This window comes from Desulfacinum hydrothermale DSM 13146 (assembly GCF_900176285.1).
Classification (GTDB): Bacteria; Desulfobacterota; Syntrophobacteria; order Syntrophobacterales; family DSM-9756; genus Desulfacinum; species Desulfacinum hydrothermale.
This window is the reverse complement of sequence record NZ_FWXF01000004.1, coordinates 109,988-133,302: the sequence shown is the minus strand read 5'-3', so window position 1 is coordinate 133,302 and position 23,315 is coordinate 109,988. Positions and strand designations below refer to the sequence as shown.

Here is a 23,315-nt window from a genome sequence, read left to right as displayed (position 1 = left end):
TCCCCCTTGCCCCTCACTGCCTCTGAAATCCGAAGCGCTTCCAGAAATCTCGCCGGTAGCGGCGCACGCCGGCCAGGTACACCTCGGCGATGTGCACCTGCTCCAGGTCGTCCAGCTGGAACGACACCCAGTCTTGAATGGAATCCAGGCTGCGGAACCAGCGGTTGAATTCTCCCTTGTCCAAGAGCTTGGGGGGCTGGATGACGAAACTTCCGCCGCCGTGTTGGTGATAACGGCGTCCGGCGATCTTGGCGTTGTAGTCCGCCGTGTTCACGCCCACCACCGCCAGGAAGTTATCGAAGGCGCGCGTGAGGGCCCCCGTTATCCAGTGTCCCCGCAGGATGGGAAAGATGCTGATATTGAAAATGATTTCTGCACCCTGATCCGTGAGCTGTCGGGCCGCCTCGGGCTGTCCCCAAAAATCGATGCAGACCGGCAGGCCGATCTTTCCGAAGTCGGTGGCAAAGGCCCGGAAAGACCCGTCGCCGGGGCTCATGCCCAGGTGATCCCGTTCCAGGGCTCCCAGGTTCGTCTTTCGTTGGCGCCCCAAAAGCCGCCCCTGGCGGTCGAACAGGGTGGCCGTGTTGTACGCCCGGTTCCCGTCCACTTCCAAGAGTCCCGCGATGATGTAGCTGCCCAGATCCCGAGCCGCCCGGGCCAGTTCCTCTTCACCCACGTAGGGGAAGTATTCGGGAAAGCAGATGACGTCCAGCTCTTCCCCGCGGCAGGCTTCCAGCAAGCGCATGGCGTGGGCGATATGGCGCGGGTCGTCGAATTCCGGATAGGGCTTGGGCTGGATCAAGGCCACACGAATCGTATCTTTCATCGCTCCATCCTCTTTTCTGATTCTTTGGGGTCTCTAGGCATGGGAAGCCCAGTGGATGTCCGCCATGTAGGGGAAATGGTCGGAAGGGTACCGGTCCTGGAAGCTGTCGCGGACGATGGCCGCCTCCTGCACGCGGAAGTGCGGGCTCACCAGGATCCAGTCCATGCGGGTGGCCTGGGGGACACCGGTAAAGCCGTGGTGCGTGTGGCTTTCCGGGCCGTCCGTCCGGCCCAGCAGGACCCAGGTGTCCGAAAGGCCCACCCCCGGGTCGGTCAAAACGCGGTGCACGGCGGAATCCGGCGCATCATTGAAATCCCCCAGCACCACGTGGGCTCCGGCCCGGTCCCGCACCCATTGGGCCAGGATCTCGGCCTGTCGGCGCCTGGCTTCCACTCCCATGTGATCCAAGTGGGTGACGCTCACCCAGAACCGGCGCCCGGTACGGCGATCCTGCACCCGCGCCCAGCTCATCATCCGGGGAAAAGCGCTGTCCCAGTCCAGGCTCCGGTGCATCTGGGGGGTTTTGGAAAGCCAGAATTCCCCGCCGTCCTCCACGGTCAATCCTTCCGTGGAGACAAAGAGCGTGGGGTATTGGCACGTGTCGTCGATCACCCGGGACGGCGCGTGGAGCACGTAGCCGGGAAGGCGTTCGGCCAGGTAGGTCAGCATGGACCAGCGGCCCTCCTGGGTTCCCACGATGTGCGGCCGGTAGCGGGCGATGATCTCCACCACCAGCTCCCGCCGATAGGCCCAGCTGTTTTCGCCGTCGCGATCGTTTTCAAAACGAAGATTGAAGGTCATGATGCGCATGGTCTTTTCTCTTTCTAAGCCCCTGATTGGGCCGCGCTCCGAGCGCCCTAACCATCGCAAATTTGGCCCACCGTGGCAAGCCAATGGATGCGCGACGGAAGCCGGGCGGCCAGTGACGGGGACCCACAGGGGCCTGTTCCTCGGTCCTTGGCCCTTTCACCCCTTGAAACGGACCGCCCAAGCGGTCATGATGGGAAAACAAGGCCAAGGGTTAAGCACAACCAACCCCATGCGCAGGAGTCCTGATCATGAAAGTGGTGGCATTCAACGCAAGTTCCCGAAAAGGCGGCAACACCGCCATTTTGTGCAACGCGGTTTTGGAAGAACTGGAAAAGGAAGGCATCGAGACCCAGCTGGTGGAACTGGCCCAAAAACCCCTCCAGGGCTGCATCGCCTGTTACAAGTGTTTCAAAAACAAGAACAAGCGCTGCGCCGTGGACAAGGACGCCCTGAACGACTACCTGCAGCTCATGCTGGAAGCCGACGGGATCATCCTGGGATCTCCCACCTACTTTTCCGATGTGACGGCCTCCATGAAGGCGCTCATCGAACGGGCCGGCATGGTGAGCCGCGCCAACGGCGATCTGCTGCAACGCAAAGTGGGCGCCGCCGTGGTGGCGGTCCGGCGCGCGGGGGCGATCCACGCCTTCAACTCCATCAATTTCTTCTTCTTTATCGGCCAGATGATCGTTCCCGGATCCAGTTATTGGAACCTGGGAGTGGGCCGGGACATCGGGGAAGTGAAGGACGACAAGGAAGGCATGGAGACCATGCGCACCTTGGGCCGAAACATGGCGTGGCTGCTGAAAAAACTCCATGCGTGAAGAAGGAGAAGACCATGAAGGTGGAAGTAGACCAGGCCCGGTGCGGTACCATCGGGATTTGCGTGAAGGAATGCCCGGAAATTTTCCGGTTCCAGGAAGGCAGCAAGAAGGCCGTGGCGGTGATTGAAGAAGTCCCGCCCCGATGGCAGGCCAAGTGCCGCGAAGCGGCCCAAAAGTGCCCCAACGGAGCCATCCGCATCACCGAATGAGAGGATAGGTTGCACATCGATTTCCGTTCATGGTCTTTGGGAAAGCGTCCGATGGGAAAAGAAAGAAAGGACGTAAGGAGACGACCATGAACGCAATGACCTTTGCAGCCTACACGGCCCTGATGCTGGCGGGATGTTCCCTGGCGGTCTGGGCGGCCGCGGCGCTGGCGCCCGTCCGGATCCGCCCCGGCAAACCGCATGGAAAGAGGCGGCGCTAAGGCCCGGACGGCGTATCCCGCCGCAGCGGTCCCCGTCCGCGGGATGACCGAACGCCCCGTTCGGCTTTCCTTTTTTGGCAACGCCGCTGCAGACGCCGTTCCGGGAAGGCCACGGACGACGCTACCCGAACCACGTCCCGCGCCGTTCGGCCGTTTTCATGCTCCCGCCGGATCGGATGCAGAGCCCTTCTTGGCGTAAAATTGCAGAAGAAATTCCGCCTCCTTCGGCGAAAGATCGAAGCGCCGGACGGCTTCGTTGACGAGTGCCGAAAGCGGAGCGTCCGGCTTTTCCTGGAGGCACTCCGAAACCCACTTCACCGCCTTTCGAATCGCCTCACCCTGCGGCATCACCGTTGCCATGGATCCTCCTTCCCGATAGTGGTCCGTATCCCTTTCGGCCGGGTCGAAACGCCATCCCTTCCGCCCCGGCATGCTCTTTCCTTTCACCCTTCCTTGTCTACCATCCACCGGGGCATCTGTCATCCGAAGAATGCACCTTTCTTCACAACTACCCTGGACCCACCGGGCCGCAGGTCTTAGAGGATAGGGGAGTCCGACAAACCGGGAGCTCCCCGTGGGCCGGATGGCACACGGAATCCACAGGCGCTTTCCCACGATCCGAAGCGGCGGACTTCCGCCCTTCGGAAAAGAAACGTGAATGGGGCCCAAAAGGTCCGGAAAGCCTTGGAAAGGACGCACCATGATGGAACAGGCCAGAACCTGCACCCCTTTGGAAGAAAACATGCTGGCACACCGCGTTTCCCTCACCCACGCCGGCGGGGACCTCACCTTCGACCTGGCACGCCAACTGGCGGACCGGGAAGCTTCCCGCCGCGGGCGGGACCCCATGCTGCTGGCCTGGTACGATCGCCATTCCGGCCGTTTTTCGCCCAACGTGGAATGCTGCGATGAAACCAAACCCGCCTGGCTCGTCTATGCGGAATCGCGTGGGGCCGATCTGGCGGTGACCGTGAACGGCCTGGACTATGTCTTCGTCTACCGCCTGGGAGAAGAGGCGTAAGGGGGAAAAGCGGGAGCTTCTCAGGGGTTTTGTATCCCCGCCTTTCGAAGAAGCGCCCGGACGTGCTGGACAGGGACGGCGAAGGTGATGCCGCTGGGCCGTTCCAGCATCTTTTCCTTGCCGTGGGTGACCAGCACCTTGTTGATCACGCCCAGCACCTGTCCGTTGTCCGGGCGGTAGAGAGGGCTGCCGCTGTTTCCCGGGTAGGCCGTGGCATCCAGCTGATAGACGTCGAAGTCCTTTTTGAGCCGGACCACCATGTCCCGATCCAGCGATCTACCCGAATGGGTGGGGATGGCCAGGGGGCTCACGGCGGAAATGATCCCCCGGTGGGTGACGGGATAAAGGCCCAGAACCATGCCGATGGGAAAGCCCGTAAAGGCCACCGGCTCGCCTTCCCGGACCTGGGCATGGCTGAGGCGAAGTGGAGGAAGGGGACTTCCCCGAATTTGAAGCACCACCAGGTCGTGCACGTCGTCCCGGGCCCTCGGCGTGGCTGTCCGCACCTGTACCCGACGCCCCCGCCCCACGAAGACGGCGAGCCGCTCCCGATGGCTTTTGTCCAGCTTTTCGGGAATCACGTGGGCGTTGGTGATCACGTGGCGGCCGTCGGCCACGGCAAAGCCTGTTCCGAGAAAGACCGAGGGCGGACGGCGCATGGCCTGGTAGGTTCCCACGGCCACAATGGACGGGCGCACCCGCGCCACCGTGTCCGGAAGCCCCGCTCCCAGGGCGGGCCGGTGACACAGAAGCCCGGCGAAACCCAGGAAGACAAGGCATCCTCCAAGGAACATGTTCCAAAGACCGCGTAAACTTCCGCCGGGTGTCATCGACGCATCCTTATGAGGTATGAAAGGGTGGGCACGCGCCACGCTGACTGAAATCCCCATGGGCCGGGCCCGCGCGCCCAAGCGCCTACCGAGCGCGGGTCGCAAGCAGCCCGTGAAGATACTCCAGACCGCGCTGCACGTGGTCATCCGGGGTTTTGGGCCGGACCTCCACAACCCACGGAACCTCCCGATCCACGGCCTGAACCACCCCTTGCAGATCCAATTCGCCCGTGCCGGGCGGCAGATGATCATCTCGGCCCCGGGCGTCGTGCACGTGCACACCCGCCAGCTGATCCTTGAGGGCATCGGGAGGCCCCAGGCCTTCCCACAAGCCCAGTAGGCGGTTCAGGTGCGCGTGGCCCACATCGTGCCAGTAGGCCAAGGGCGCTCCGTCCAGTTCGCGAAAGATCTCCGGAAATTCGTCCGGACCCGGAAGTTCGTGGTAATGGGCCCGGTTTTCCAGCCCCAGCACCACGTCCAGCCTTTCCGCTTCGCGGGCCAACCGGTCCAGGCTCCACAGCAGGGCGTCCCAGTGGGGCTGGCGTTTTCGCTTCCTTTCGTCCAGTTTTTCTTCCAGAACCTGGCGAAAGCGGGGATCTTCCGGCCCGTCGGTTCGATCCAGCAGATCGTAAAGACGGCCCAGTTCCGGGTCCATGTCCACCCGGCCGCCATGCACGATGACCACGGGAGCCTCCAGATCGTTGGCGTGTTCCAGGGTCTTCACGGCCCAGCGCACCGCCTGGATGCGATCTTCCCGGTCCGGGGCGCTGAAATCCAGCAGATCGTGGCCCGTCTTCCCCGGAGGCACCGGGGGCGGAATCGGGCAGAAATTGTGGAGGCTCACCACCTGCAGCCGGGATCTTTTGAGCCATCCCACCAGTTCCCGAAAGACCGGCTCCACGAGCCGGTAGTCCAGTTCCACCCCGTGGACGGGAAACCGTTCCAGCCGTTCCCAAAGATCGCTTCCTCGGCGCGCATCCCGAGATGCAAACGACGTGGAAAGAAAGACCTTCATCCCTTGATCCTCTCGCTTGGCGTCTTGCAGGAAATACCACGGAGCTCAGCCCCGTCACGAGATCACCCAGGACTCGACACGGAGAGTGCGTCCAGGTGGAAGACCGCCACAAGCGGCGTGTGATCGCTGGGTTTGGGCTTTTGGCGCGGGGTCATGTCCACCCGGCAGTCCCGGGCCGCCTGAGCCAGGGGCTCCGTTACCAGCATGTGGTCCAGTCGCCAGCCCAGGTTGCGCTGCACACTGCGGGGCAGGCGGTAGTCCCAGAAGGTGAATTGCTTTTCGTCGGGATGGAGATGGCGGAAAAGATCCACCAGGCCCCAGCCGAGGATTTCCTTGAAGAGCCGTCGCTCCTCGGGGTGGAATCCCACCTCCCCGTCCAGACGCTGGGGATCGTAGACATCCTGGGGATCGGGCGCCACGTTGATGTCGCCCGTCCAAAGAAGCGGGACATCGGGCGCAAAGCGCGCATCAATCCACTGGGCCGTCTCCTTGAGGAATGCGAGCTTGTAGCCGAAGGCGGGATCTTGCGGAGATCTTCCCTGGGGCACGTAGGTGTTGATCACCCACACGCCGCAAGTCTTCACGGCCAGAAAGCGCGCTTCGCCATCCAACACCTCCCGGTCCGTTTCCCGCACCACCTCCTGGGGCGGATCCGTGGTGAGCACAGCCACGCCGTTGAAGGATTTCTGCCCCTTCCAGACCACGTGGTAGCCCGCCTCCACAAACGCATCGTGGGGGAAATCCTTGTCCTGACACTTGATTTCCTGAAGGCAGGCCACATGGGGGCGCTGTTCCTGGAGCCATTCCAGAAGGAGCGGCAGGCGCGCCCGGATGCCGTTCACGTTGAAGGTCGCCGCTTTCCAGACCATCACGCGGAATCCTCCTGCTTGGACTGCCGACTCTGCACCGCGTTTCGTTCTGCGATGAGATGCTCCGCCAGCTCACTGAAGGGCCAGTTGATGGAATGTTCCGTCACCACGGCGAAGATGGGTTTGGGTAGGCCCGCGTCCTTGAACTTCTGGATGAGAAAGTAGATCCCCTTTTGCGGGATGTTGTAGAAGAGCACGATCTTTTCATCGCACTGGAAAGGCTCTTCCCCGGTCGTGTCCGTATGCAGGATGTCCCGGACCACCAGGTGGCCCCGCTCCGGCGCAATGGCATGAGCCGGCGGGGCCTGGACCATCTCCAACATGTGATCCAGCCGAGCCTTTTCGTCCTGCGTGAAGTTCCAGACCAGCAAACGGGGGCTGCCGTCCATGATCGTTCCTTTCAGGCGAGACGTTCCGTCGTCACCGAGATGGGTTGCCGATTCCCCGCAGGGCGGGGCTGTGGCCGTATCCACTCTCCCGGCGGCCCGGCGCCACAAGCTCCACTGGAGCTTGTGCCAGAATGGCCTTTCCGCCTTTCGGGAGGTTTTTAACCAATTGACATTCCACTGTGCCTTGTGGCTCCTTTTGAGCCTTGATAGGGGCGGGTTCGGAACCCGCCGACACTCCTTAAAGCCCAGGCCGGCGGCACGGGCCCGCCTGGTGGTCCCAACCTTCCGTCCGTACAAGAAGGGAGCAACCCGGCCGTTTTCGGACAGTCTCCACGGGGCGCCTTCCGCACCGTAGCGGTGAACCCCTTTTCAAGCTCCCTGCACCAGGCGGTCGATAGCCCGGTAGAGGCGATCCACGCTTTCGATCACCACGTGTTCGTCCAGCGAGTGCTGGGTGTTTTCGCCGTCGGCCCCCCAGACGATGCCGGCCATGCCGTAGCTGGAAAGAAACCGGGCATCGGACGCCCCGTGGGCCTGGCCCAGCCGTAGGCCGGGGATGAGCTCCATGAGCCGATCCACATGGGCCGTCCTTTGCCCGAAAAAGAGCGGCTCCCGCTCCAGGACTTCCACCTGGGAGCGCACCCGTTTCGTCACCTCCTGGGCCAGTCGGTCCGGGTCGTCGTCTTCCGTGTAGCGGATATCCAGTTTGGCCTCAGCCCTGTCGGGTACCTGGTTGACCGACGTTCCGCCGCGGATCCAGCCCAGGTTCAGGGTGCGGTGCCAGTGATCCGGAGCGTCCAGGTCGAAAAGGGGGCGGATGGCGCGCAGATCATCCATGAGGATCTCCACGGCGTTTTCGCCCAGCCACGGCCGGGCGCCGTGGGCGGTTTTGCCATGGGCCGTGAGCTTGAGCCTCAGGATCCCCTTTTCCTTCAGAACGATTTCGTCCACGCTCCCGCCGTCCAGAGCGACACACAGATCGGCCCGCACGTCTTTGAGGACCTCGCGGGCGCCCCGGTAGCCGCCGATCTCCTCGTCGCCCGTGATGAGCACCCCAAAGCCCAGGGCGTCCTGGCCTTTTCCTTCCGCCCGCAGCCGCTCCATGTGGTGTCGGAGCATCACCAGGGAAAGGGCCACAGCGTACTTGTCGTCGATGGCCCCGCGGCCGTAGAGCCTCCCGTCCTTTTCCACGGGATCGAAGAGTTCTTCCGGCGCATCCACCACGTCCAGGTGGCTCATGAGCAGCACGGGCGCGCGCCCCGCTTCAGGGGTCACCAGGATGGAGGGGATCCCCTCCACGTCGTAGCGACGGTAGGCCACCTGCGCTTCGTCCAGGTAGTCGGCGATGAAATCGGCGCAGCGGCGAATCTCCTCCGGCCGGGAATGCATGGATGGAAACCGGATCAGTTCCTTGGTCAGCTCGATCACTTGGCGCATGGGATCTTCTCCCTTTCCTTCATGGGATACAGATTGGGGTGTTACAGGGCAACCCCATCTCTGGGGCCGGCGCTCCGAAGCCCCGGTCCGGCCCCGGACAGGTCTTCCATCTTATCAGCCGGCGAAGGGGGAAGTCCAAACAGATTGTGGCCCGGTTCGCACCCGGTTCCGTGCGCCAGAAAAACTTTGGGGCTAGTCCCTGGTCAATTGGGCCCGATTGGGCTAGGATGTCGTGCAGGATGCCGGATTTCGCTTCTTTTCATGAGGAGGTCTTTGGTCGTGACACGGAAAGCCGCCGCGGTGCTGATCGCCTTGGTTTTTTCCATCGGATTGGGCGGATCTTTCGCCCGGGCCCAGGCGCTCTCGGGTGAAGAGGTGGCCCAGAGGGTTCACGACCGGCCGGTGGGAAAGGATTCGGTGGCCCAAATGGAGATGATCCTGGAGAGCAAGAGCGGCCATCGAAGGGTCCGCACCTTCCGGGCCATCACCCGGACCGACGGGCCCCTTCGCAAGGCCCTCATCCGATTTCTTTCCCCCGCCGACATCGAAGGCACGGGCTTCCTCGTGCTGGAAAAGGAAGGCGCGGAAACGGAACAGTTTCTGTTCCTGCCGGCCCTTCGCAGGGCCCGGCGCATCGTGTCGTCCCAAAAAGGGAGAAGCTTCGTCAACAGCGACTTCACCTACGAGGACATGGAACGCCGGCCCGTGGAGGACTTCGACCACAAGCTGGTGGGCGAGGAAGTCCTGGAACAGGTGCCTTGCTGGGTGGTGGATTCCACACCCAGGCCGGGAACCCGATCCCAATACGGGCGCCTTCGCACCTGGGTGGCCAAGGACATGGACGTGCCCCTGCGCATCCATTACTTCGACAAGAAGGACCGGCACATAAAGACCTACCAGGTGCAGGCACTCCAGCAGATCGAAGGAATCTGGACCGAAATGGTGGTGGTCATGCACAACCTGAAAGACGACCACCGAACGATCCTCCGGACCCTGGGCGTGGACTACGACACGGGCCTGGACGATTCGGCTTTCACCGTTCGGGCCCTGGAGACCTGGTAGGAGGAACGGCGGGTACGAAGCAATCTGGTCCGAAGCACTTGAAATCCCTGATCTTCCTTGCCGCCAGGGGTTCCCATGGGATAGGATGGGGGCAAGCCGTATCCCCATGAAGTGGCGCGGCGGCCCGATGGCCACCGCCGGCCCCCAGGAGGCTGCACACGATGGGCATGAGTGTCGCCCTCTACAGAAAATTGGAACGCGTGGCGCCGGATCTTCGGGAGGTGCTTTTGAGCCTCTTCGAAGAGGTGGAACGAAACCGCGAAGAATCGGTGACCAAGCGGGAATTCAACGAACTGAAAGACGTGGTGCAGGATCTGGCCCAGGCCCAGCTTCGAACCGAAGCTCGCCTGGACAGCCTTGCGGTCAAAGTGGAGGAACTGGCCGAGGCACAAAAGCGGACCGAAGCCCGCGTCGAAGAACTGGCCGAAGCGCAGAAAAGAACCGAAGCCCGCCTGGACAGCCTTGCGATCAAAGTGGAGGAACTGGCCCAGGCCCAAAAGCGGACGGAAAAGGAGGTGGCCTCGCTGGCCCGGGGTCTCAAGGCCACTCGGGAACAGGTGGGGGGGCTTTCCCGGAGCATGGCTTACGCGCTGGAAAACGAGGCCTACCGAAAGCTTCCGGCCCACCTGGCGGCCAACTACGGCATTCAGGTCCAGGACCGGATCGTTCGAGCGGACGTGGCCAACGAGGAGATCAACTTCTTCGCCCGAGCCCTCAAGGACGGCAAGGCGGTGGTTCTCGTGGGCGAATCGGTGCTGCGCCTGGACGACGTCTCCAAGCTCCGGAGCCTGCGACGCAAGGTGGACAAGGTGGCCGCCGTCACGGCGGAAGAGCCGCTTCCCCTCATCGTCACCCATTACGCCAAGCCGAAGGTGCTGGAAAAGGCCCGGGAAGCCGGCATCCTGGTCATCCAAAGCTTCGAGTGGGATTGAAAAGCTCCATCAGAACGCCGATTTCCTTTAACGGCACCCATCCATTGACGACACACAATCCAAGAGGCCCATGGACCCACAAACCTACTACCAGACGGCGTTTTCCCGCAACCTGGGCATCTTCACGGAAGCGGAACAGGAGCTGCTCCGCCGATCCCGCGTGGCCGTGGCCGGCCTCGGGGGCGTGGGCGGGCTCCATGTGATCACCCTGGCCCGCATGGGCGTGGGAGCGTTTCACTTGGCGGATCGGGACGCCTTCGAACTGGCCAACATGAATCGCCAGTACGGGGCCAAGGTGCCGCACCTGGGTCGGCCCAAGCTGGAGGTCATGGTGGAAGAGGCCCGGGCCGTGAATCCCCACCTGGACATAGTCTCCTTTCCAGAAGGGGTGGACATAGTCTCCTTTCCAGAAGGGGTGATGGAAGACAACCTGGACCGGTTTCTGGAAGGGGTTCACGTGGTCCTGGACGGCCTCGATTTCTTCTGCTTCGACGTGCGACGAAAGCTCTTCAACCGCGCCCTGGAACGGGGCCTTCACGTGGTGACGGCCGGCCCCTTGGGCTTCACCACGGCCGTGCTCGTCTTTTCCCCCCATGAGGGGATGACCTTCGACGACTATTTTGATGTTCGCCCCGGCTTGACCGAAGAAGAAGAATACCTGCGGTTTGCCATGGGACTGGCCCCTCGCCCTCTGCATCTCCGCCACATGGATCTGGATCGTGTCAGCCTCACGCAGCGGGCGGGCCCATCGGTGGCCGCCGCTTGCCAGCTGTGCGCCGCAGCGGCCGCCACGGAAGCGGTCAAGATCCTTCTGGGAAGAGGCCCCCTTCGCCCGGTGCCCCACTACCTTCAGATCGATCCCTATTCCTGGACCCTCCGGCGGGGCCGCCTTCGGTTGGGCAATCGCCACCCGGCGCAAAAGATCAAGGCATGGGCCATCCGGCGGTTCTTGCTTTCCGATGCGTCCGACAATCGCCCCAAAACCGTGCTCTTCTTGCGCTCCCTCATCAGGCGGGGATCGGCGCCGGCCGCCAACCTTCCCGATTGCCGCCCCCGTCCTCCCGCTCCGTCGAGCCCGGTGCAAGGCCCGCCCGTTTCCCGGGACGTGTTGGCCTACCTTCTGGATGCGGCCGTCCAGGCCCCGTCGGGAGACAACGCCCAGCCCTGGAAGCTTTCCGCAAAAGAAGATTCTGTTTGCATCCAGGTGGATCCGAACAGGGACCGGTCCTTTTTCAACGTGGATCAGGTGGCGTCCGTCATCGCCTGCGGCGCGGCGGCGGAAAACGTCCGCATCGCCGCCACAGCCTTCGGGCTCAGGGCCCGGATGAGCGTTTCGTGCGAAGGTGGAGAAGAGCACCTGGCCGCCCGCATCGGGCTGGAGCCGGCCGACGTTTCCCCCGACCCGCTTCATCCCTGGATCTGGAAGCGCCACACCAACCGCAAGCCCTTTGGAAAGACGCGCCTGTCTCCCGTGGCGGCGGAGTCCCTGCAGCAGGCCGTGATCCCCTTTCCCGGCGCAAGGCTCCATCTGGTGCAGGATCGGGAGCGGCTCAAGAAACTGGCCCGGCTCATCTATTGGGTGGACCGGATCCGGAGCGAAGACCGGCGCCTGCACGAACATCTTCACCACATGATCCGCCCCTGCGATGAGGAAGCGCTTCGCACCCGGGACGGCTTTCCCATCAAGAACCTGGAAGCCGGGCGGATGGGCGAACTCTTTTTGCGCTTCAGCCGGCCGTGGCCGGTGATGAACGTCTTGAACCGGCTGGGAGCGTCCCGGGCGGTGGCCCGGCACGCGGCCCAGGGCATGGCTCAGGCCGCCGCGGCGGGGCTTCTCACCGTGTCGGGCCCCACGGCGGAAGACTTCTTCCACGGAGGGCGGGCCCTGCAAACGATCTGGCTCACGGCCACAGCCCATGGCCTGGCCTTTCAGCCCATGACGGCCGTGACCCTCTTTTGGACCCGCGCCCAGCGCCAGGGGCTCACCCCGTTTTATCAACGCCACCACCGGCTCCTGGAACGGGCCTTTGCCCTCTACCAAGACCTATTCCCCCACGTGGACTTCTACGCAGCGGGCCACGTGATGCTCTTCCGGCTGGGCCATGCCCCGCCCATCACCACACCCACCCTGCGACGGCCCGCCCCGGTGGAACCAACGCGCAGGGAATCCGCCGGGAAGTAGGCCCTGGTCCGAAATGAAAGGATCCGCTTTTTCCGCACCGCACGACCGAAGGCGACCTGCGAAGGGGAAGGCCCAAGGCCCGCCCTCACAGGCGATACCCCATCGCGAATCGACATGGGCATACCGGGCGGACCAAGTCCTGATGCTGACCGCGCACACAAGCCCTTCTCCTCCAACCGGGGGTTGCCCCCCATGGACGGCCGCCCCACGGCCCCCTCGGTCGCCCGCCTGCCAGGCCGGCCGCCGACCTTCACGTTAGGGCTCAACCTTTTCGCCGCCCCTGCCGATACCTTGAGGGAATGCTTCCAGCACCACGATGCGATTTGTACGAAGGTGGGCCACGATCTCCAGCGCCCCTGATGATCCCAAGACCGGAAAGGCAGGACCCGTTCCATGCTCCAGCACATCCCGAGACTCGTGACCTCCCATCCCAGGATCTGCCTGGCCCTGGGCCTTGCCGTGGCGCTCCTTTTCGGCGCCTTCGCCCCCTTTGTCAGAACCGTGGACAACGTGGACTATTTCACCCTGGAAGACCACCCGAACACGCTCTTTTACGAGGAGTTCAAAAAAACCTTCGGAAACGATGAATTTTTCGTCATCGCCTTCCAAAAGCCGGACATCTTCACGCCCGAAACCCTGGAGATGATCCGGGACCTCACGGAAAAGCTGGAAGCGCTGGATGGGGTGCGCCGGGTGGTGAGCCTCGCCAATGTGAACGAAACCCGGGGCGGAGACGGCTACTTCCAGGTTCTACCGTTTCTCGAAGAGATCCCCACAACCCGAAAGGACCTGGAAGACCTTCGGGCAAGGGCCCTTTCCAACCCGCTCTACGTGCGCCGGATCATCTCTTCGGACGGTACCACCGCGGCCATCGTGGTCTTTACGGACAACCGACCCGATGTTCCCAATCAGCGCAAACGACTCCTTGAAAAAACGGAATCGCTCCTTTCGCCCTACCGGGCCCGGGGTACCGTTTTCCATCTGGCCGGCTGGACGGTTCTCAACGTCAGCCTGAGTGCATACATGAAGGGCGACGTCTTCCGCTTCATTCCCATCACCTATGTGCTCATCGGCTTGGCCGTTCAGTGGATCTTCCGCAATAGGCGCCTCACCCTCCTGGCCCTGGCCAACATCTCCGCCTGTCTGGCCGCTTCCATGGGGTTCTTCCGCCTGGTCGGGGTGACACTGAACAACGTCACCGTGATCGTCCCTCCCCTGGTGATGGCCCTTTCCCTTTCGGACACGGTCCACATCTTCTCCCACATGCACCGATCGGAACTCTCCGCGTCCGGAAACGATCCACGACGTGCTCTGGCCGCCGTTCTTCGCCGGGTCATTCGCCCTTCCTTCCTCACCACCCTCACCACCTTCGTGGGCTTTCTCTCCCTTGGCATCAGCCGGATTCCGCCCATTCGGGACTTCGCCTGGACGGCCTCCGTGGGGATGATCTTCGAATTCTTCTTCGCCTTCGTTTGGCTTCCGCCCCTCATCTTGTGCTTTCCCGCGGAAAGACTCTACAGCGATCGCAAAGATCGAAACACCATGGCTCGCATCCTGAACACCACGCACCATCTGGTTCTGCACCATCCACGAGCGGTGGTCGGCGCAGGTCTTGTCCTGATGCTGGCGGGCGCGCTTCTTGCCACGAACATCCGAGTGGAAACCAACCTCATCGACTACTTCAAGCCCTCCGATCCCCTCAGGCGCTCCATGGCTTTCGTGGAAAGCCACCTGGCCGGGGTCGGATCCCTGGACGTGTCGTTCCGCGCCCAGGAACCGGATCGGTTCAAGGATCCCCACGTGCTGCACTTCATGGAATCGCTCCAGGCCAAGGTGGAAGGGCTCGACGGGGTGGACACCTCCCTGTGCCTGGTCGATTTCTTAAAGGACATGAACCAGGCCTTTCACGGACAAGACCGGAGATACCACCGCCTTCCGGAGAGCCGCGATCTCATCGCCCAGTACCTGCTCCTCTACGACGCCGACGACCTGCAAGAGTTCGTCAACGATTCCTACGATCAGGCGCGCCTGTCGGTCCGCCTTTCGGAACACCGTTCGTCCCGGCAAGCGGTCTTGATCGATAAGATCCGCAAGATGGCCGAAGACTCCGTTCCCAAAGGAGTTACCGTGCGGGTGACCGGCCGGGCGGTCCAGGATGTGACGACCATCCACGCCCTGGTGTGGGGCCAGGTGCAGAGCCTGGTGCTGGCCGTTGGCATCATCTGGGCCATTGTGATCGGGGCGCTGAGATCGTGGAAGCTGGGCCTTCTCAGTCTTTTCCCAAACGCCTTTCCCATTGCGCTCAACTTCGGCATGATGGGGCTATTCCACATCCCCCTCAACACAGCCACGGCGCTTATCGCCGCGGTGGCCATCGGCATGGCCGTGGACAACACCATCCATTTTCTAACGATTTACGGGGAAGAGCGCTCCCGCGGGGTCTCCCGCAACGAAGCGGTGGGACGGGTCATTCTATCCAAGGGGAAAGCCATGGTGTCTTCTTCCGTGATTCTCATGGTGGGCTTTGGGGTGCTGGTCTTGAGCCACTTCGTCCCGACCCTTCACTTCGGTTTGCTTTGCTCCGTCATCATGCTCACCGCCCTGGCAGGAGATCTTCTTTTGCTTCCCGGCCTCCTGTGCGCCGTCCATGGCAACGACCGGCATCAGCCCGCAAAGACTGCCAAATGATTGGTTTTCCAGCCGTTACAAGGCCTCGGAAAAAAAACGGTCCAATCGAGAAAGCAGGGCAAGGCCTTGTGGAATGCGGCTAGGAAATCACCGCGCAATCGGTGGTAGATCCCGCCGTCTTCCAAGCTTTTCAGCACGCACCCACCGGCCGTGAAAAACCGCATCACCGGGAAAACCGAAAGGCCCGTTTTGAGCCCATAGGGCACGTTGCATTCCAAAAATCGCAACGGCCCGTTCGCCTCCCACCGGCTTGGCATTGCCACCAGTGCGATCAACACCCATTCCAAGCCCGCACGGTGCCATGTGATCTTTTTTGCGCTTTGTTGGGGCGGGTTCCGAACCCGCCCCCACTCCCGCAAAGTTAGGCAGGCGGAACGGACCCGCAGGGAGCATCCGAGCGTTCTCGCACAAGCTCCTGTGGCCTGGCGTGCCCGGGGCTCTAGCGCGCGACTTGCCGACAATAGAGCTCTCCAGCTAACTCACGACCAACCTGCCCGGTGCCGTCGCCTCTTCCAATCCCGCCAAAGCCCTCACGCCGCCGCCGTCAAACGCCGAAGGGAAAACACCCCTTCCACGCCCGCGGCTCGGTGAGCCCGCCGCTCCTTTTTGTGGATACATCCGGAAAACCGCTCGTAGGCGTCCAGCACAAACGCTTTTGAACCCAACACCAGGCCGTCTGTAAAAAAGCGCACCTTGTGCCGCCAAAGGCTCACCGGTTCCCTGGCATCTCCCCGAATCCGCCCCTGCTCGCGGCCCGTGGAATCCAGCCGGCCGCCCTTGCCCACCTGGTAGACCATGGCGCAATACCGACGCACATCGCCCATATCCATGCCGTTCCAGCTCAAAAAGTCCCCTTGTCCCGCCAGCCGGAAAGAAAGGCTGTTCCATCGGTAGGCTTCGGGGCGATCCACGATGCCCGTCCGCACAGGATTCAGTTCGATGTAAGCGAGACACTGGGCGAGGGCCACGCCCCCTTCCAGAAGCACGCTTTTGAACCGATCCCCCCAGAAATAGCCCCTTCGCCGGTTTTTCCGGTTGTACCACCGGGAAAAGTCCAGCTTCACCGCCCGGACGAACTCCGATAGGTCGCAAAGCTTTTGTCGCAGGGCGGCCAGGTCTTTTCCTCGCACCACCTCCGGATCCAGCCCATAGTGGAAGCTCACCCGCTCCACGATCTCCGCATCGGTCACGTCCACGCAACTTCGCGTCTTCACCACCAGATGAAAGTGGTTGCTCATGAGGCAAAAGCCCAGGATCTCCACAAAATAGAGCCGCCCGTAGCTTCGGATCACCTGCAGGAGCCTTTCCTTTTCCACATCCCCCAAGTAAAACTCTCCGCCCACGGTGCGGGATACCACGTGGTAGTAGGCCTCCTCACCGCTGACCTTCATGCGCCGGGTGCGTGCCATGGCCGTCCTCCCCCTTTCCATACGGCGTGTCTTGTCTCGTCTGGTCCCACAGTTTCCTGCGGCCTTCTGTTACCACCATAACACAGAACAGAGCAGACTGAAATTTTTATTTACCTGTCCCCATACTCGCCATACTCGTCGCGGGGGGCCGCCTCCGACGAGCCATGGTTGGGCCCATTCTCGGCGCCCCCCTGCGACTTGGTTTTCCGACAAAGCCAGGTCCTTTGGGGCTTATTGAAAACTCGAGTACTCAATCGGAGACCGGTGGCAAGCGAACTGGGAAGCTGGATTGTGAAGAACTGAGACAACACCTTCAATTGCTCCAAAATTGGCCTTGACAGTGGGGTCCACCTTAGAAAGTGGATGAACTAGGGCGTCGGTGCCCCCCAAATGGGTACCGAATCCATGCTCGTCAGTCCACTCCGTCACACATCACTGATTCAGGCTGTCCCCAACATCCCCCTGTGTATGTCGTCAGCAATTCCCGGTGCAGATCGTCCTTTTGGGTAAAAAGCTGTGCAGGATCCTTCCTACGTACGCAAGGGATTACACTTGATTGTGGAATCCGATTGCACATCTCTGGACAAAGATGAGATCCCAAGCAGGAACACCCGTGCCATGTCCTTGAAAATACATACGATTGCTTTTGACTGTTCCATCCGATCTCCCCGGCATAGCTCGTGCATGTCCTGTAAGGGCAGTCGTTGTATGGGAGTTTTGAGCGGTGATCTTGTGTGAGAAGTGCGGCTCATCGGAAATGGCACAGATGCGGGAATAAGGAGACGTTGATGAAGAACAACATGGTGTCTGGGTTTGAAACTTATAGGTATGCACGGGCAGATCCCATGCCAAAATGGTGATGTACCGTTTTCGCTGACTGGCCACGAGTTACAGTCTCGGTACTAGTACGTTAACAATACACATTAGGAGATCGAAACATGAAAAAAAAGCTGTTTGTATTCCTTGCTGCAGGTCTGATAGTTTCGGTGGCAGCGGTGGCTTTTGCGGCACCATTTATGCCACCGCTGGGGCCATTGTACATTAAGTTTGACAATAGAGAACAGCTCAGTATCTCGAATGCCATTAAGAGTCCCAGCGACGCCAGTGAGGGCAACTGGGGAGTGTTCATTGTGAGTACGATAGCAGTGGGCGATCTCACCGGCGATGCTGAGAACTTCGATGCTTTCAGTCCACCAATCTGGACCGATCAGACCACAGACGGGGGTCAGATCACGGGGATTTTTGGAGGCATACAGGTCAAGGAAGTGGGGGTGGGGCCTGATTATATCAATAGTGTTGGAGGCGAGTTGTGGCTCTACTGGGACGAGCCGGGCCTTGCGAGTGGGGCAACCATGGAGACTTTGGGAACCGCTCTCCCCTCGGATAGAACTGACGATTTTCAATTCACGGGATATACGGATGGCACATTGTTGGCAAGGTTAACCTTCGTACCCGGTGCTGTAGTGCCAGATCCGGAGGTTACAATTACAGGCAATTCAATTCCTAGCGCACCTTCTTTTGTAGGGCTTGCCGATTCTTATGGAAACGTTGCAGATGTTGACGGGGATGGGCTGATCACCAGCGCTGATGGGGCGTGGGCCACTCTTCTTAACGGCGATTACTTTACGACTCTGTTGGGGCCCAACACGGCCGACATTAAGTTCAGAAACATCTATCAGGGACCGCTTAATGGCTGGAACGACGGCACTGAAATACTTGGTGCACAGAGTTCGGACCCGGCCCGGGCCTATGCCGTACCTGAACCCGCGTCCCTGTTTCTGCTTGGAAGTGGGTTGGCTGGTTTGGCCGGGTTGGTACGGCGGAGGAAAGACGCAGCATGATGCGGCGATCCCTCGGTTGAGGGATTCCAACCAATTAATTGGGCAATTAGAGATGAGGGATTTGGGGTGGGTGTAACTCACCCCAAAATTTTTTGGCGATGGAGCCAGTTTCATCCGTTGAGGGGATATGTTGAGAATTAAGCTGATCTGTGTTCTTTCCGTGTTTCTCAGTTTAGCCATCATCGCCTTGATACCCCACAATGCTCTCACGGCTTTCGTGCTACCTCTTTGTTGGTGGGCCTTTTTTCGCCCAATAGATGCCATGGAAAAGGCGATGTTTGTTGTGGCCTCACTTTTTATTATCGGTCAAAATTACATGGTACTGAAATCAGGGGCTTTTGCTTTCAAGAGCCCAGATTTTTTCGGAATGCCATACTATGAACCTTTGATGTGGGGATTTTATGCCTTAAACATCAAGCGTTTTGCCGACGGCAGGACTTCGAACCGGGCGGGTGAGTTGAGGAAAGCGCTGATCTGTTTTGTGCTCACTGGTATCGCTTTCAGCTTTTTCAGCGCCGATGCCAGGCTGCTGACCGTCGCCTCGACAGCCACAACAGCTCTACTTTTACTATGTTTTCACGAACGGAAGGATCTCGTTTACGCAAGCTACAGCCTACTGTTGGGGCTAACGGTGGAATTGTTCGGAGTGTTCACTGGCCGTTGGTGGTATCCTCAGCCCGTTATTCTCGGTTTGCCCCTGTGGTTTGCCACTATGTGGCTGAGCGTGGGGATACTGACGCGACGCTTTCTGATTCCTGTCTCGTGGCTTGCGGTCCAGCATTTTGGATCTAAAAATACATCGCGTCCCTTCGTGTTTTAGACATTGTATCGTCCGGGCGCAATGATGCCATCTGGATCTAAAGCTTTCTTCAGTGCGTGCACAACACGCCAGTAATGGTCTTCAGGCGAAACCAAGTTTTTCATGGATTGGATGCCTGTGCGATAGGGTATGTATCCTGACGCCATGCATTCCTTCAGCAGATGCTCGTAGCATGCCTCGGCCCGGGAGATCTCTTCCGGGTCGGATTTGTCGTAGAGTATGGGGAGGCTACAGTCCAAGGCCCTGGGATTAACCGCCGTAAAGGTGAGACATGTCTCGAAGCGGTAGTGCGCCACGATACGACGCACAAGGTTGACAAATAATTTCACATCTTCGGCTTGCATTGGAATGACGGGTGCCAGCCAAATCAATCCGCAGTTGTCCCTGGCGGGATCGAGATCGCATTGGGGAGGCGACTGGTGTGCCCGCCAATAAGGTGTTTTGAGGGACACTTCGGCAGGTTTTCCCTTGAGTATGCCGAAAGACTGTTTCAACAAAGAGATTTTTTTACTGAGACCGAAGGGGAGGCGTTGTCCGAACAGATCAAGGATGACGTCGAGGAATCTGATATGTTGGTCACTTACAAATTGAATCCGATCCACCTTGCCCTTGAGGAGTGCTTTAATCACCTTTTTACTTGCTTTTACTTGCTGCCTCGTGCCATAGACGGCACCAACACCGTTCCAAGTGAAGATATTGCGTTTCTTGGCCAGGCGTCTTGCCACGCCCTCATGCAATGGCTGAGCGTACCGCATTGCCGTCCACGGATACTGGTCCGTCATGGTCAGAGCTCGATCCCTATGAACCAAATTGATCGCGCTCCTCACGGTGCCAGAGAGGAGCAAGGATCGCACGGCGTTGATCAGACCGGGCAGGTCGGATTCATTTTGAGCGAAGAAATAAAAGACCTCTGTATGTTGGGGTTTGGGCATCAGCCACAGGCCCATCTTGGTCACGATCCCGTAATTTGATTGGGTAAAAATGCCGTCGAGATAAGGTCCGATACCGTATTTGTAGACGTAGGAAGATCTCGCTTGGGGGTAGTGGGTAAAGCCGGTTCTCAGCACCTCCCCGTTGGCTAAAACCACCTCGAGGCCGCAAATGCTGGCGAAATGATCCCCATAAGGAGTGATACCATAACCGCGCTCCAGGGCGTTGCCGAGAACGCTGCACTGCGGCCCCGATCCGGTAGGATCCATCATGAGGCCGGTGCCATGCTCCTCCAGATATCGATAGAGCTTCGCCTGGGTGACTCCGGGTTCTATGACCGCGTAAGCCAGGGTGGAATTCACCTCGATGATCCGGTTCATTTGGGAAAGATCCACGATGAGATTATCGTCGCGAACTGGATTGGCGCTGCCGTACCCCCAGTTTTTGCCGGTACTGATCGGGTACAAAGGAATCTTATGTTGGGCGGCGATGGCAACAACGGCGCGGACTTGATCAACGGATCGAGGCCGTGCGACAGCCGCGATGCGGCGATGGACGGGAATCGTTGATCGAAGGTAGCGTTCCAATGCCTGCGAAGAGTCCAGAAAGTCCTCGGGGCCAAGAGCATCTCGGAACTTGCGGATCGCTTCCTCTTTCATGGTATGGACTCCTCTCCGGCTTTTCCAAGCCCCACCCCTGCTCGTGCCTCAACGATGTTGCGGCGGCTCCCCGAAAGTGAAAGGATGAGTGATGGCAAGAAGACGACGTCCCCGATAAGAGCCGTAAACATGATCGCGGCGCTGAGTGCCCCGAACTGGATCGTGGGCACAAAGCGGCTCGTGAGCAGCACACCAAAACCGATCATCAGGATGAAGGCCGACAGAGCAAGGGCATACGATTTATGTGTAACGGCCGAAATAATGGAATCTTGACGTGTCACTCCCTCGGATATTTTCATTCGGTAATGAGATAGCATATGTATAGTGCCATCCACTGCTATACCGATACCAACCACTACAATGAGAGCTGTCCCAGTGTTCAGAGGAATACCCAGAAGCCTCATCAAGGCGAAATTAATGGCGACTGGAAACAGATTGGCTAATGCCGAGACCCATAAATAAAATAAAGAGCGATAGGTCATCAAAAGTATCATCCAGATCATCAAAAAGGCAAGCGCCAGACTTTGAATTTGGCCGTTCACCAGTTCGTCAATATTATTTACTTCTTGCAGAACTCTTCCTGTGAGGCGAACCTTCAACCCTTCTGGAATCGTTGACGCGGCGATTGCACGAATGTCCTGGATCAGCTTCTTCTGCGAGGAAGAGTCGTGTTCATTAAGAAATATTGAGATTCTCGCCTTGTCCCGAGAATCGTTTAGAAAGTCGTCTAAATCCTCGGGATCGAAAAGAAGCAGGTATTGGGCGGCGAGTTCTCTGGAGGGAGGCAATGTATAAAAAGCCATGTCTTCGCTGTTCATGGCTTTGTGAGTGTCTTTGAGGAGGTCCACTATGGAAACGACTTTGTCTATGGAGTCCATCCGCCGAAGCTTCATGGAAAGTGAATCCATATATTCCAAATTCTGAACATCGATCAGTGTTCCAGGCTTATCGCTTGTCACTACCAAGTCCAAAGTCCCGACACCGCACAGTTTGGCTTCCACAAAATTCAGCGAACGTCTGACCGGGTCAGAGGGCAAGAAATTGGACACGATGTTCGTGTTGACGCGGATTTGGAGCGACAAGAATATGCCTACGCCAATGACCGATAGACAGACCCAAGTCAATCGTTTTTTGTATTTCATTAAAAAATGACTTGCCCATTCCAAAAGATTGTCGAACCACACACCGACCCGTCCGAGCTGGACGACCTGTGGACCCAACAAAAGAAGAGCAGATGGCACAAAAAACAGGAAGTAGAAGAACTCAAAGGCGATGCCGGTGCAGGCGGCCCACGCGAAGTCGCGTATCGGGGGCATCTTACTCGTCGCCAGGGATAAGAATCCGGCGAATGTGGTCAGCGTAGTCAAAAAACATGGGATGAATATGTCCGTAAGCGCAGTCCGCATGTGACGATTGTTGCGAAAGGATCCACTCGGATCCGAACGTCCCAGAACTGCTGAAAAAAAATGAATTGTGTCCGATAGGGACAAGGCCATGATTAATGGCGGAACAATGGCAGTAACGTTATTCAAGCGCATATTGTAGATAACGAAAAATCCCAAAGTACTTGCAAGACAAAGAAGAATATTTACAATCCCGATCAAGGTGATACGAAGTGAAGAAAAGCAAAAATAAAGCATGAGCGAAATTACCAAGTAGCTTATGGGTATAAAAATGCGTAAGTCCCTATTCATGTAGGTACTGAGGGCAACATTCACAACAGTCCAGCCAACCATATGGTAAGAGCCCGCAGAAAATCCAAAACTTTGGAGAACGTCTTTGGTGGCGTCGATCAGCCTGAGGCGGAATGCCGGATCATTCTCTTTTATTTCGGGGAAAACCATGATGGCTGCGACGCGGCCATCGGAGGAGATGAGCTGCTTTGCGTAAACAGGGTGAGTCTGGATTTGCCGTTTCAGTCTTTGAAGGGAAGGCTCGTCTCGAGGAATATGTTCGAGAAAAGGAGCTATGGTAACGACATCATCGCTGCCCGCCGCATCCATCGCGTTAGCCAGACTAATCACTTGACGGACACCTTCCAGGTTCTCCAATCGTTCCGTCACATCTTTGATCGTACGCAGTTTTTGTTCTGTAAAAAGATTGTCCGCTTCGAGAGCTATCACAAAGAACTCATCGTTTCCAAACTGCTGTTTAAATTCCTCATAATAGCGAGTGTCCGGGTGGTCCTCGATTGTGAGATAGTCCACGTTGCTTTCCACGGGGACAAGGGGTGAAAAGAGTCCGAAGCAGAGAGCGACCACCAATGAAAAAGTCAAGCAAGTCTTGGGGTGGTCGGTGACAAATTGGGAAACGCGGTCACTGAAGGCCATGTCGCTTGGCTCCT

22 protein-coding genes are annotated in these 23,315 nt (G+C 59.2%); 10 read left to right on the top strand and 12 right to left on the bottom strand.

The window, feature by feature from the left end; all coding sequences use genetic code 11:
* Positions 1-13: 13 nt before the first annotated feature.
* Positions 14-826, bottom strand: a complete 813-nt coding sequence (locus B9A12_RS05460) for a carbon-nitrogen hydrolase family protein (RefSeq protein WP_084056867.1) — start codon at positions 824-826, stop codon at positions 14-16.
* Between the two features lie 33 nt (positions 827-859).
* Positions 860-1,636, bottom strand: a complete 777-nt coding sequence (locus tag B9A12_RS05455; protein WP_084056866.1) for an endonuclease/exonuclease/phosphatase family protein — start codon at positions 1,634-1,636, stop codon at positions 860-862.
* A 248-nt stretch (positions 1,637-1,884) separates the two neighbouring features.
* On the opposite strand from B9A12_RS05455, the gene B9A12_RS05450 reads away from it, so the two are divergent.
* The 3 genes from B9A12_RS05450 (at position 1,885) to B9A12_RS17770 (ending at position 2,887) form a co-directional block, all read left to right on the top strand.
* Positions 1,885-2,460, top strand: coding sequence for a flavodoxin family protein (locus B9A12_RS05450; protein ID WP_084056865.1), 576 nt, complete (start codon positions 1,885-1,887; stop codon positions 2,458-2,460).
* 14 nt (positions 2,461-2,474) lie between these two features.
* The gene (locus tag B9A12_RS05445) at positions 2,475-2,669 is read left to right on the top strand and encodes a ferredoxin (RefSeq protein WP_084056864.1); all 195 of its coding nucleotides are present in this window, start codon (positions 2,475-2,477) and stop codon (positions 2,667-2,669) included.
* Between the two features lie 86 nt (positions 2,670-2,755).
* Positions 2,756-2,887, top strand: coding sequence for a hypothetical protein (locus B9A12_RS17770; protein WP_281247899.1), 132 nt, complete (start codon positions 2,756-2,758; stop codon positions 2,885-2,887).
* Between the two features lie 156 nt (positions 2,888-3,043).
* Here B9A12_RS17770 and B9A12_RS05440 read toward each other — a convergent pair whose 3' ends face one another.
* The gene (locus B9A12_RS05440; protein WP_245802358.1) at positions 3,044-3,319 is read right to left on the bottom strand and encodes a hypothetical protein; all 276 of its coding nucleotides are present in this window, start codon (positions 3,317-3,319) and stop codon (positions 3,044-3,046) included.
* Positions 3,320-3,587: 268 nt separating this feature from the next.
* On the opposite strand from B9A12_RS05440, the gene B9A12_RS05435 reads away from it, so the two are divergent.
* Positions 3,588-3,908, top strand: coding sequence for an AF1514 family protein (locus tag B9A12_RS05435; protein ID WP_139796506.1), 321 nt, complete (start codon positions 3,588-3,590; stop codon positions 3,906-3,908).
* Between the two features lie 20 nt (positions 3,909-3,928).
* Here the strand turns inward: B9A12_RS05435 and B9A12_RS05430 are convergent, their stop codons facing one another.
* The 5 genes from B9A12_RS05430 to B9A12_RS05410 all read right to left on the bottom strand — a co-directional run bounded on the left by B9A12_RS05430 (position 3,929) and on the right by B9A12_RS05410 (position 8,448).
* Entirely contained in the window at positions 3,929-4,738 is an 810-nt protein-coding gene (locus tag B9A12_RS05430; RefSeq protein ID WP_084056862.1) for a S1 family peptidase, read from the bottom strand.
* Positions 4,739-4,823: 85 nt separating this feature from the next.
* The gene (locus B9A12_RS05425) at positions 4,824-5,753 is read right to left on the bottom strand and encodes a sugar phosphate isomerase/epimerase family protein (RefSeq protein ID WP_084056861.1); all 930 of its coding nucleotides are present in this window, start codon (positions 5,751-5,753) and stop codon (positions 4,824-4,826) included.
* Positions 5,754-5,815: 62 nt separating this feature from the next.
* On the bottom strand, positions 5,816-6,622 hold the full coding sequence (gene xth / locus B9A12_RS05420) for an exodeoxyribonuclease III (RefSeq protein ID WP_084056860.1): 807 nt from the start codon (positions 6,620-6,622) through the stop codon (positions 5,816-5,818).
* Entirely contained in the window at positions 6,622-7,011 is a 390-nt protein-coding gene (locus B9A12_RS05415; RefSeq protein WP_084056859.1) for a DUF3783 domain-containing protein, read from the bottom strand. Before B9A12_RS05415 ends, xth begins: the two co-directional genes overlap by 1 nt.
* Positions 7,012-7,380: 369 nt before the next feature.
* Positions 7,381-8,448 (bottom strand): M20 family metallopeptidase, encoded by a 1,068-nt coding sequence (locus B9A12_RS05410; RefSeq protein WP_084056858.1) that lies wholly within the window; start codon positions 8,446-8,448, stop codon positions 7,381-7,383.
* A 279-nt stretch (positions 8,449-8,727) separates the two neighbouring features.
* Between B9A12_RS05410 and B9A12_RS05405 the strand changes: the two genes are divergently transcribed.
* The 4 genes from B9A12_RS05405 (at position 8,728) to B9A12_RS05390 (ending at position 15,312) form a co-directional block, all read left to right on the top strand.
* The gene (locus B9A12_RS05405; protein WP_170920367.1) at positions 8,728-9,510 is read left to right on the top strand and encodes an outer membrane lipoprotein-sorting protein; all 783 of its coding nucleotides are present in this window, start codon (positions 8,728-8,730) and stop codon (positions 9,508-9,510) included.
* A 161-nt stretch (positions 9,511-9,671) separates the two neighbouring features.
* Complete coding sequence (locus B9A12_RS05400) at positions 9,672-10,442, top strand: hypothetical protein (RefSeq protein ID WP_084056857.1); 771 nt, start codon at positions 9,672-9,674, stop codon at positions 10,440-10,442.
* A 70-nt stretch (positions 10,443-10,512) separates the two neighbouring features.
* The gene (locus B9A12_RS05395; protein WP_084056856.1) at positions 10,513-12,624 is read left to right on the top strand and encodes a ThiF family adenylyltransferase; all 2,112 of its coding nucleotides are present in this window, start codon (positions 10,513-10,515) and stop codon (positions 12,622-12,624) included.
* A gap of 393 nt (positions 12,625-13,017) precedes the next feature.
* Positions 13,018-15,312: an efflux RND transporter permease subunit gene (locus B9A12_RS05390; RefSeq protein ID WP_084056855.1), complete on the top strand. Its 2,295-nt coding sequence runs from the start codon at positions 13,018-13,020 to the stop codon at positions 15,310-15,312.
* On the opposite strand, the gene B9A12_RS05385 is transcribed toward B9A12_RS05390, so the two are convergent.
* The gene (locus B9A12_RS05385) at positions 15,288-15,587 is read right to left on the bottom strand and encodes a hypothetical protein (protein WP_139796505.1); all 300 of its coding nucleotides are present in this window, start codon (positions 15,585-15,587) and stop codon (positions 15,288-15,290) included. The two genes, B9A12_RS05390 and B9A12_RS05385, sit on opposite strands and share 25 nt — an antisense overlap.
* 255 nt (positions 15,588-15,842) lie before the next feature.
* Positions 15,843-16,721, bottom strand: coding sequence for a transposase (locus tag B9A12_RS05380; protein WP_084056950.1), 879 nt, complete (start codon positions 16,719-16,721; stop codon positions 15,843-15,845).
* A gap of 938 nt (positions 16,722-17,659) precedes the next feature.
* On the opposite strand from B9A12_RS05380, the gene B9A12_RS17285 reads away from it, so the two are divergent.
* Positions 17,660-18,562 carry a PEP-CTERM sorting domain-containing protein gene (locus tag B9A12_RS17285; protein WP_084056853.1) on the top strand — a complete coding sequence of 301 codons (903 nt, stop codon included), beginning with the start codon at positions 17,660-17,662 and terminating at the stop codon, positions 18,560-18,562.
* A 127-nt stretch (positions 18,563-18,689) separates the two neighbouring features.
* Positions 18,690-19,382, top strand: a complete 693-nt coding sequence (locus B9A12_RS05370; RefSeq protein WP_084056852.1) for a hypothetical protein — start codon at positions 18,690-18,692, stop codon at positions 19,380-19,382.
* On the opposite strand, the gene B9A12_RS05365 is transcribed toward B9A12_RS05370, so the two are convergent.
* Positions 19,379-20,971, bottom strand: a complete 1,593-nt coding sequence (locus tag B9A12_RS05365; protein WP_084056851.1) for an FAD-binding oxidoreductase — start codon at positions 20,969-20,971, stop codon at positions 19,379-19,381. The genes B9A12_RS05370 and B9A12_RS05365 overlap by 4 nt on opposite strands.
* Positions 20,968-23,301 carry an efflux RND transporter permease subunit gene (locus B9A12_RS05360; protein ID WP_170920366.1) on the bottom strand — a complete coding sequence of 778 codons (2,334 nt, stop codon included), beginning with the start codon at positions 23,299-23,301 and terminating at the stop codon, positions 20,968-20,970. The genes B9A12_RS05365 and B9A12_RS05360 overlap by 4 nt, the downstream gene beginning before the upstream one ends.
* Positions 23,302-23,315: the final 14 nt, after the last annotated feature.

Bases quoted from the DNA above. Each gene is read 5' to 3' on its own strand.
- B9A12_RS05460 (WP_084056867.1), bottom strand. From the start codon at position 826: ATGAAAGATACGATTCGTGTGGCCTTGATCCAGCCCAAGCCCTATCCG.
- B9A12_RS05455 (WP_084056866.1), bottom strand. From the start codon at position 1,636: ATGCGCATCATGACCTTCAATCTTCGTTTTGAAAACGATCGCGACGGC.
- B9A12_RS05450 (WP_084056865.1), top strand. From the start codon at position 1,885: ATGAAAGTGGTGGCATTCAACGCAAGTTCCCGAAAAGGCGGCAACACC.
- B9A12_RS05445 (WP_084056864.1), top strand. From the start codon at position 2,475: ATGAAGGTGGAAGTAGACCAGGCCCGGTGCGGTACCATCGGGATTTGC.
- B9A12_RS17770 (WP_281247899.1), top strand. From the start codon at position 2,756: ATGAACGCAATGACCTTTGCAGCCTACACGGCCCTGATGCTGGCGGGA.
- B9A12_RS05440 (WP_245802358.1), bottom strand. From the start codon at position 3,319: ATGCCGGGGCGGAAGGGATGGCGTTTCGACCCGGCCGAAAGGGATACG.
- B9A12_RS05435 (WP_139796506.1), top strand. From the start codon at position 3,588: ATGATGGAACAGGCCAGAACCTGCACCCCTTTGGAAGAAAACATGCTG.
- B9A12_RS05430 (WP_084056862.1), bottom strand. From the start codon at position 4,738: ATGACACCCGGCGGAAGTTTACGCGGTCTTTGGAACATGTTCCTTGGA.
- B9A12_RS05425 (WP_084056861.1), bottom strand. From the start codon at position 5,753: ATGAAGGTCTTTCTTTCCACGTCGTTTGCATCTCGGGATGCGCGCCGA.
- xth (WP_084056860.1), bottom strand. From the start codon at position 6,622: ATGGTCTGGAAAGCGGCGACCTTCAACGTGAACGGCATCCGGGCGCGC.
- B9A12_RS05415 (WP_084056859.1), bottom strand. From the start codon at position 7,011: ATGGACGGCAGCCCCCGTTTGCTGGTCTGGAACTTCACGCAGGACGAA.
- B9A12_RS05410 (WP_084056858.1), bottom strand. From the start codon at position 8,448: ATGCGCCAAGTGATCGAGCTGACCAAGGAACTGATCCGGTTTCCATCC.
- B9A12_RS05400 (WP_084056857.1), top strand. From the start codon at position 9,672: ATGGGCATGAGTGTCGCCCTCTACAGAAAATTGGAACGCGTGGCGCCG.
- B9A12_RS05395 (WP_084056856.1), top strand. From the start codon at position 10,513: ATGGACCCACAAACCTACTACCAGACGGCGTTTTCCCGCAACCTGGGC.
- B9A12_RS05390 (WP_084056855.1), top strand. From the start codon at position 13,018: ATGCTCCAGCACATCCCGAGACTCGTGACCTCCCATCCCAGGATCTGC.
- B9A12_RS05380 (WP_084056950.1), bottom strand. From the start codon at position 16,721: ATGGCACGCACCCGGCGCATGAAGGTCAGCGGTGAGGAGGCCTACTAC.
- B9A12_RS17285 (WP_084056853.1), top strand. From the start codon at position 17,660: ATGAAAAAAAAGCTGTTTGTATTCCTTGCTGCAGGTCTGATAGTTTCG.
- B9A12_RS05370 (WP_084056852.1), top strand. From the start codon at position 18,690: ATGTTGAGAATTAAGCTGATCTGTGTTCTTTCCGTGTTTCTCAGTTTA.
- B9A12_RS05365 (WP_084056851.1), bottom strand. From the start codon at position 20,971: ATGAAAGAGGAAGCGATCCGCAAGTTCCGAGATGCTCTTGGCCCCGAG.
- B9A12_RS05360 (WP_170920366.1), bottom strand. From the start codon at position 23,301: ATGGCCTTCAGTGACCGCGTTTCCCAATTTGTCACCGACCACCCCAAG.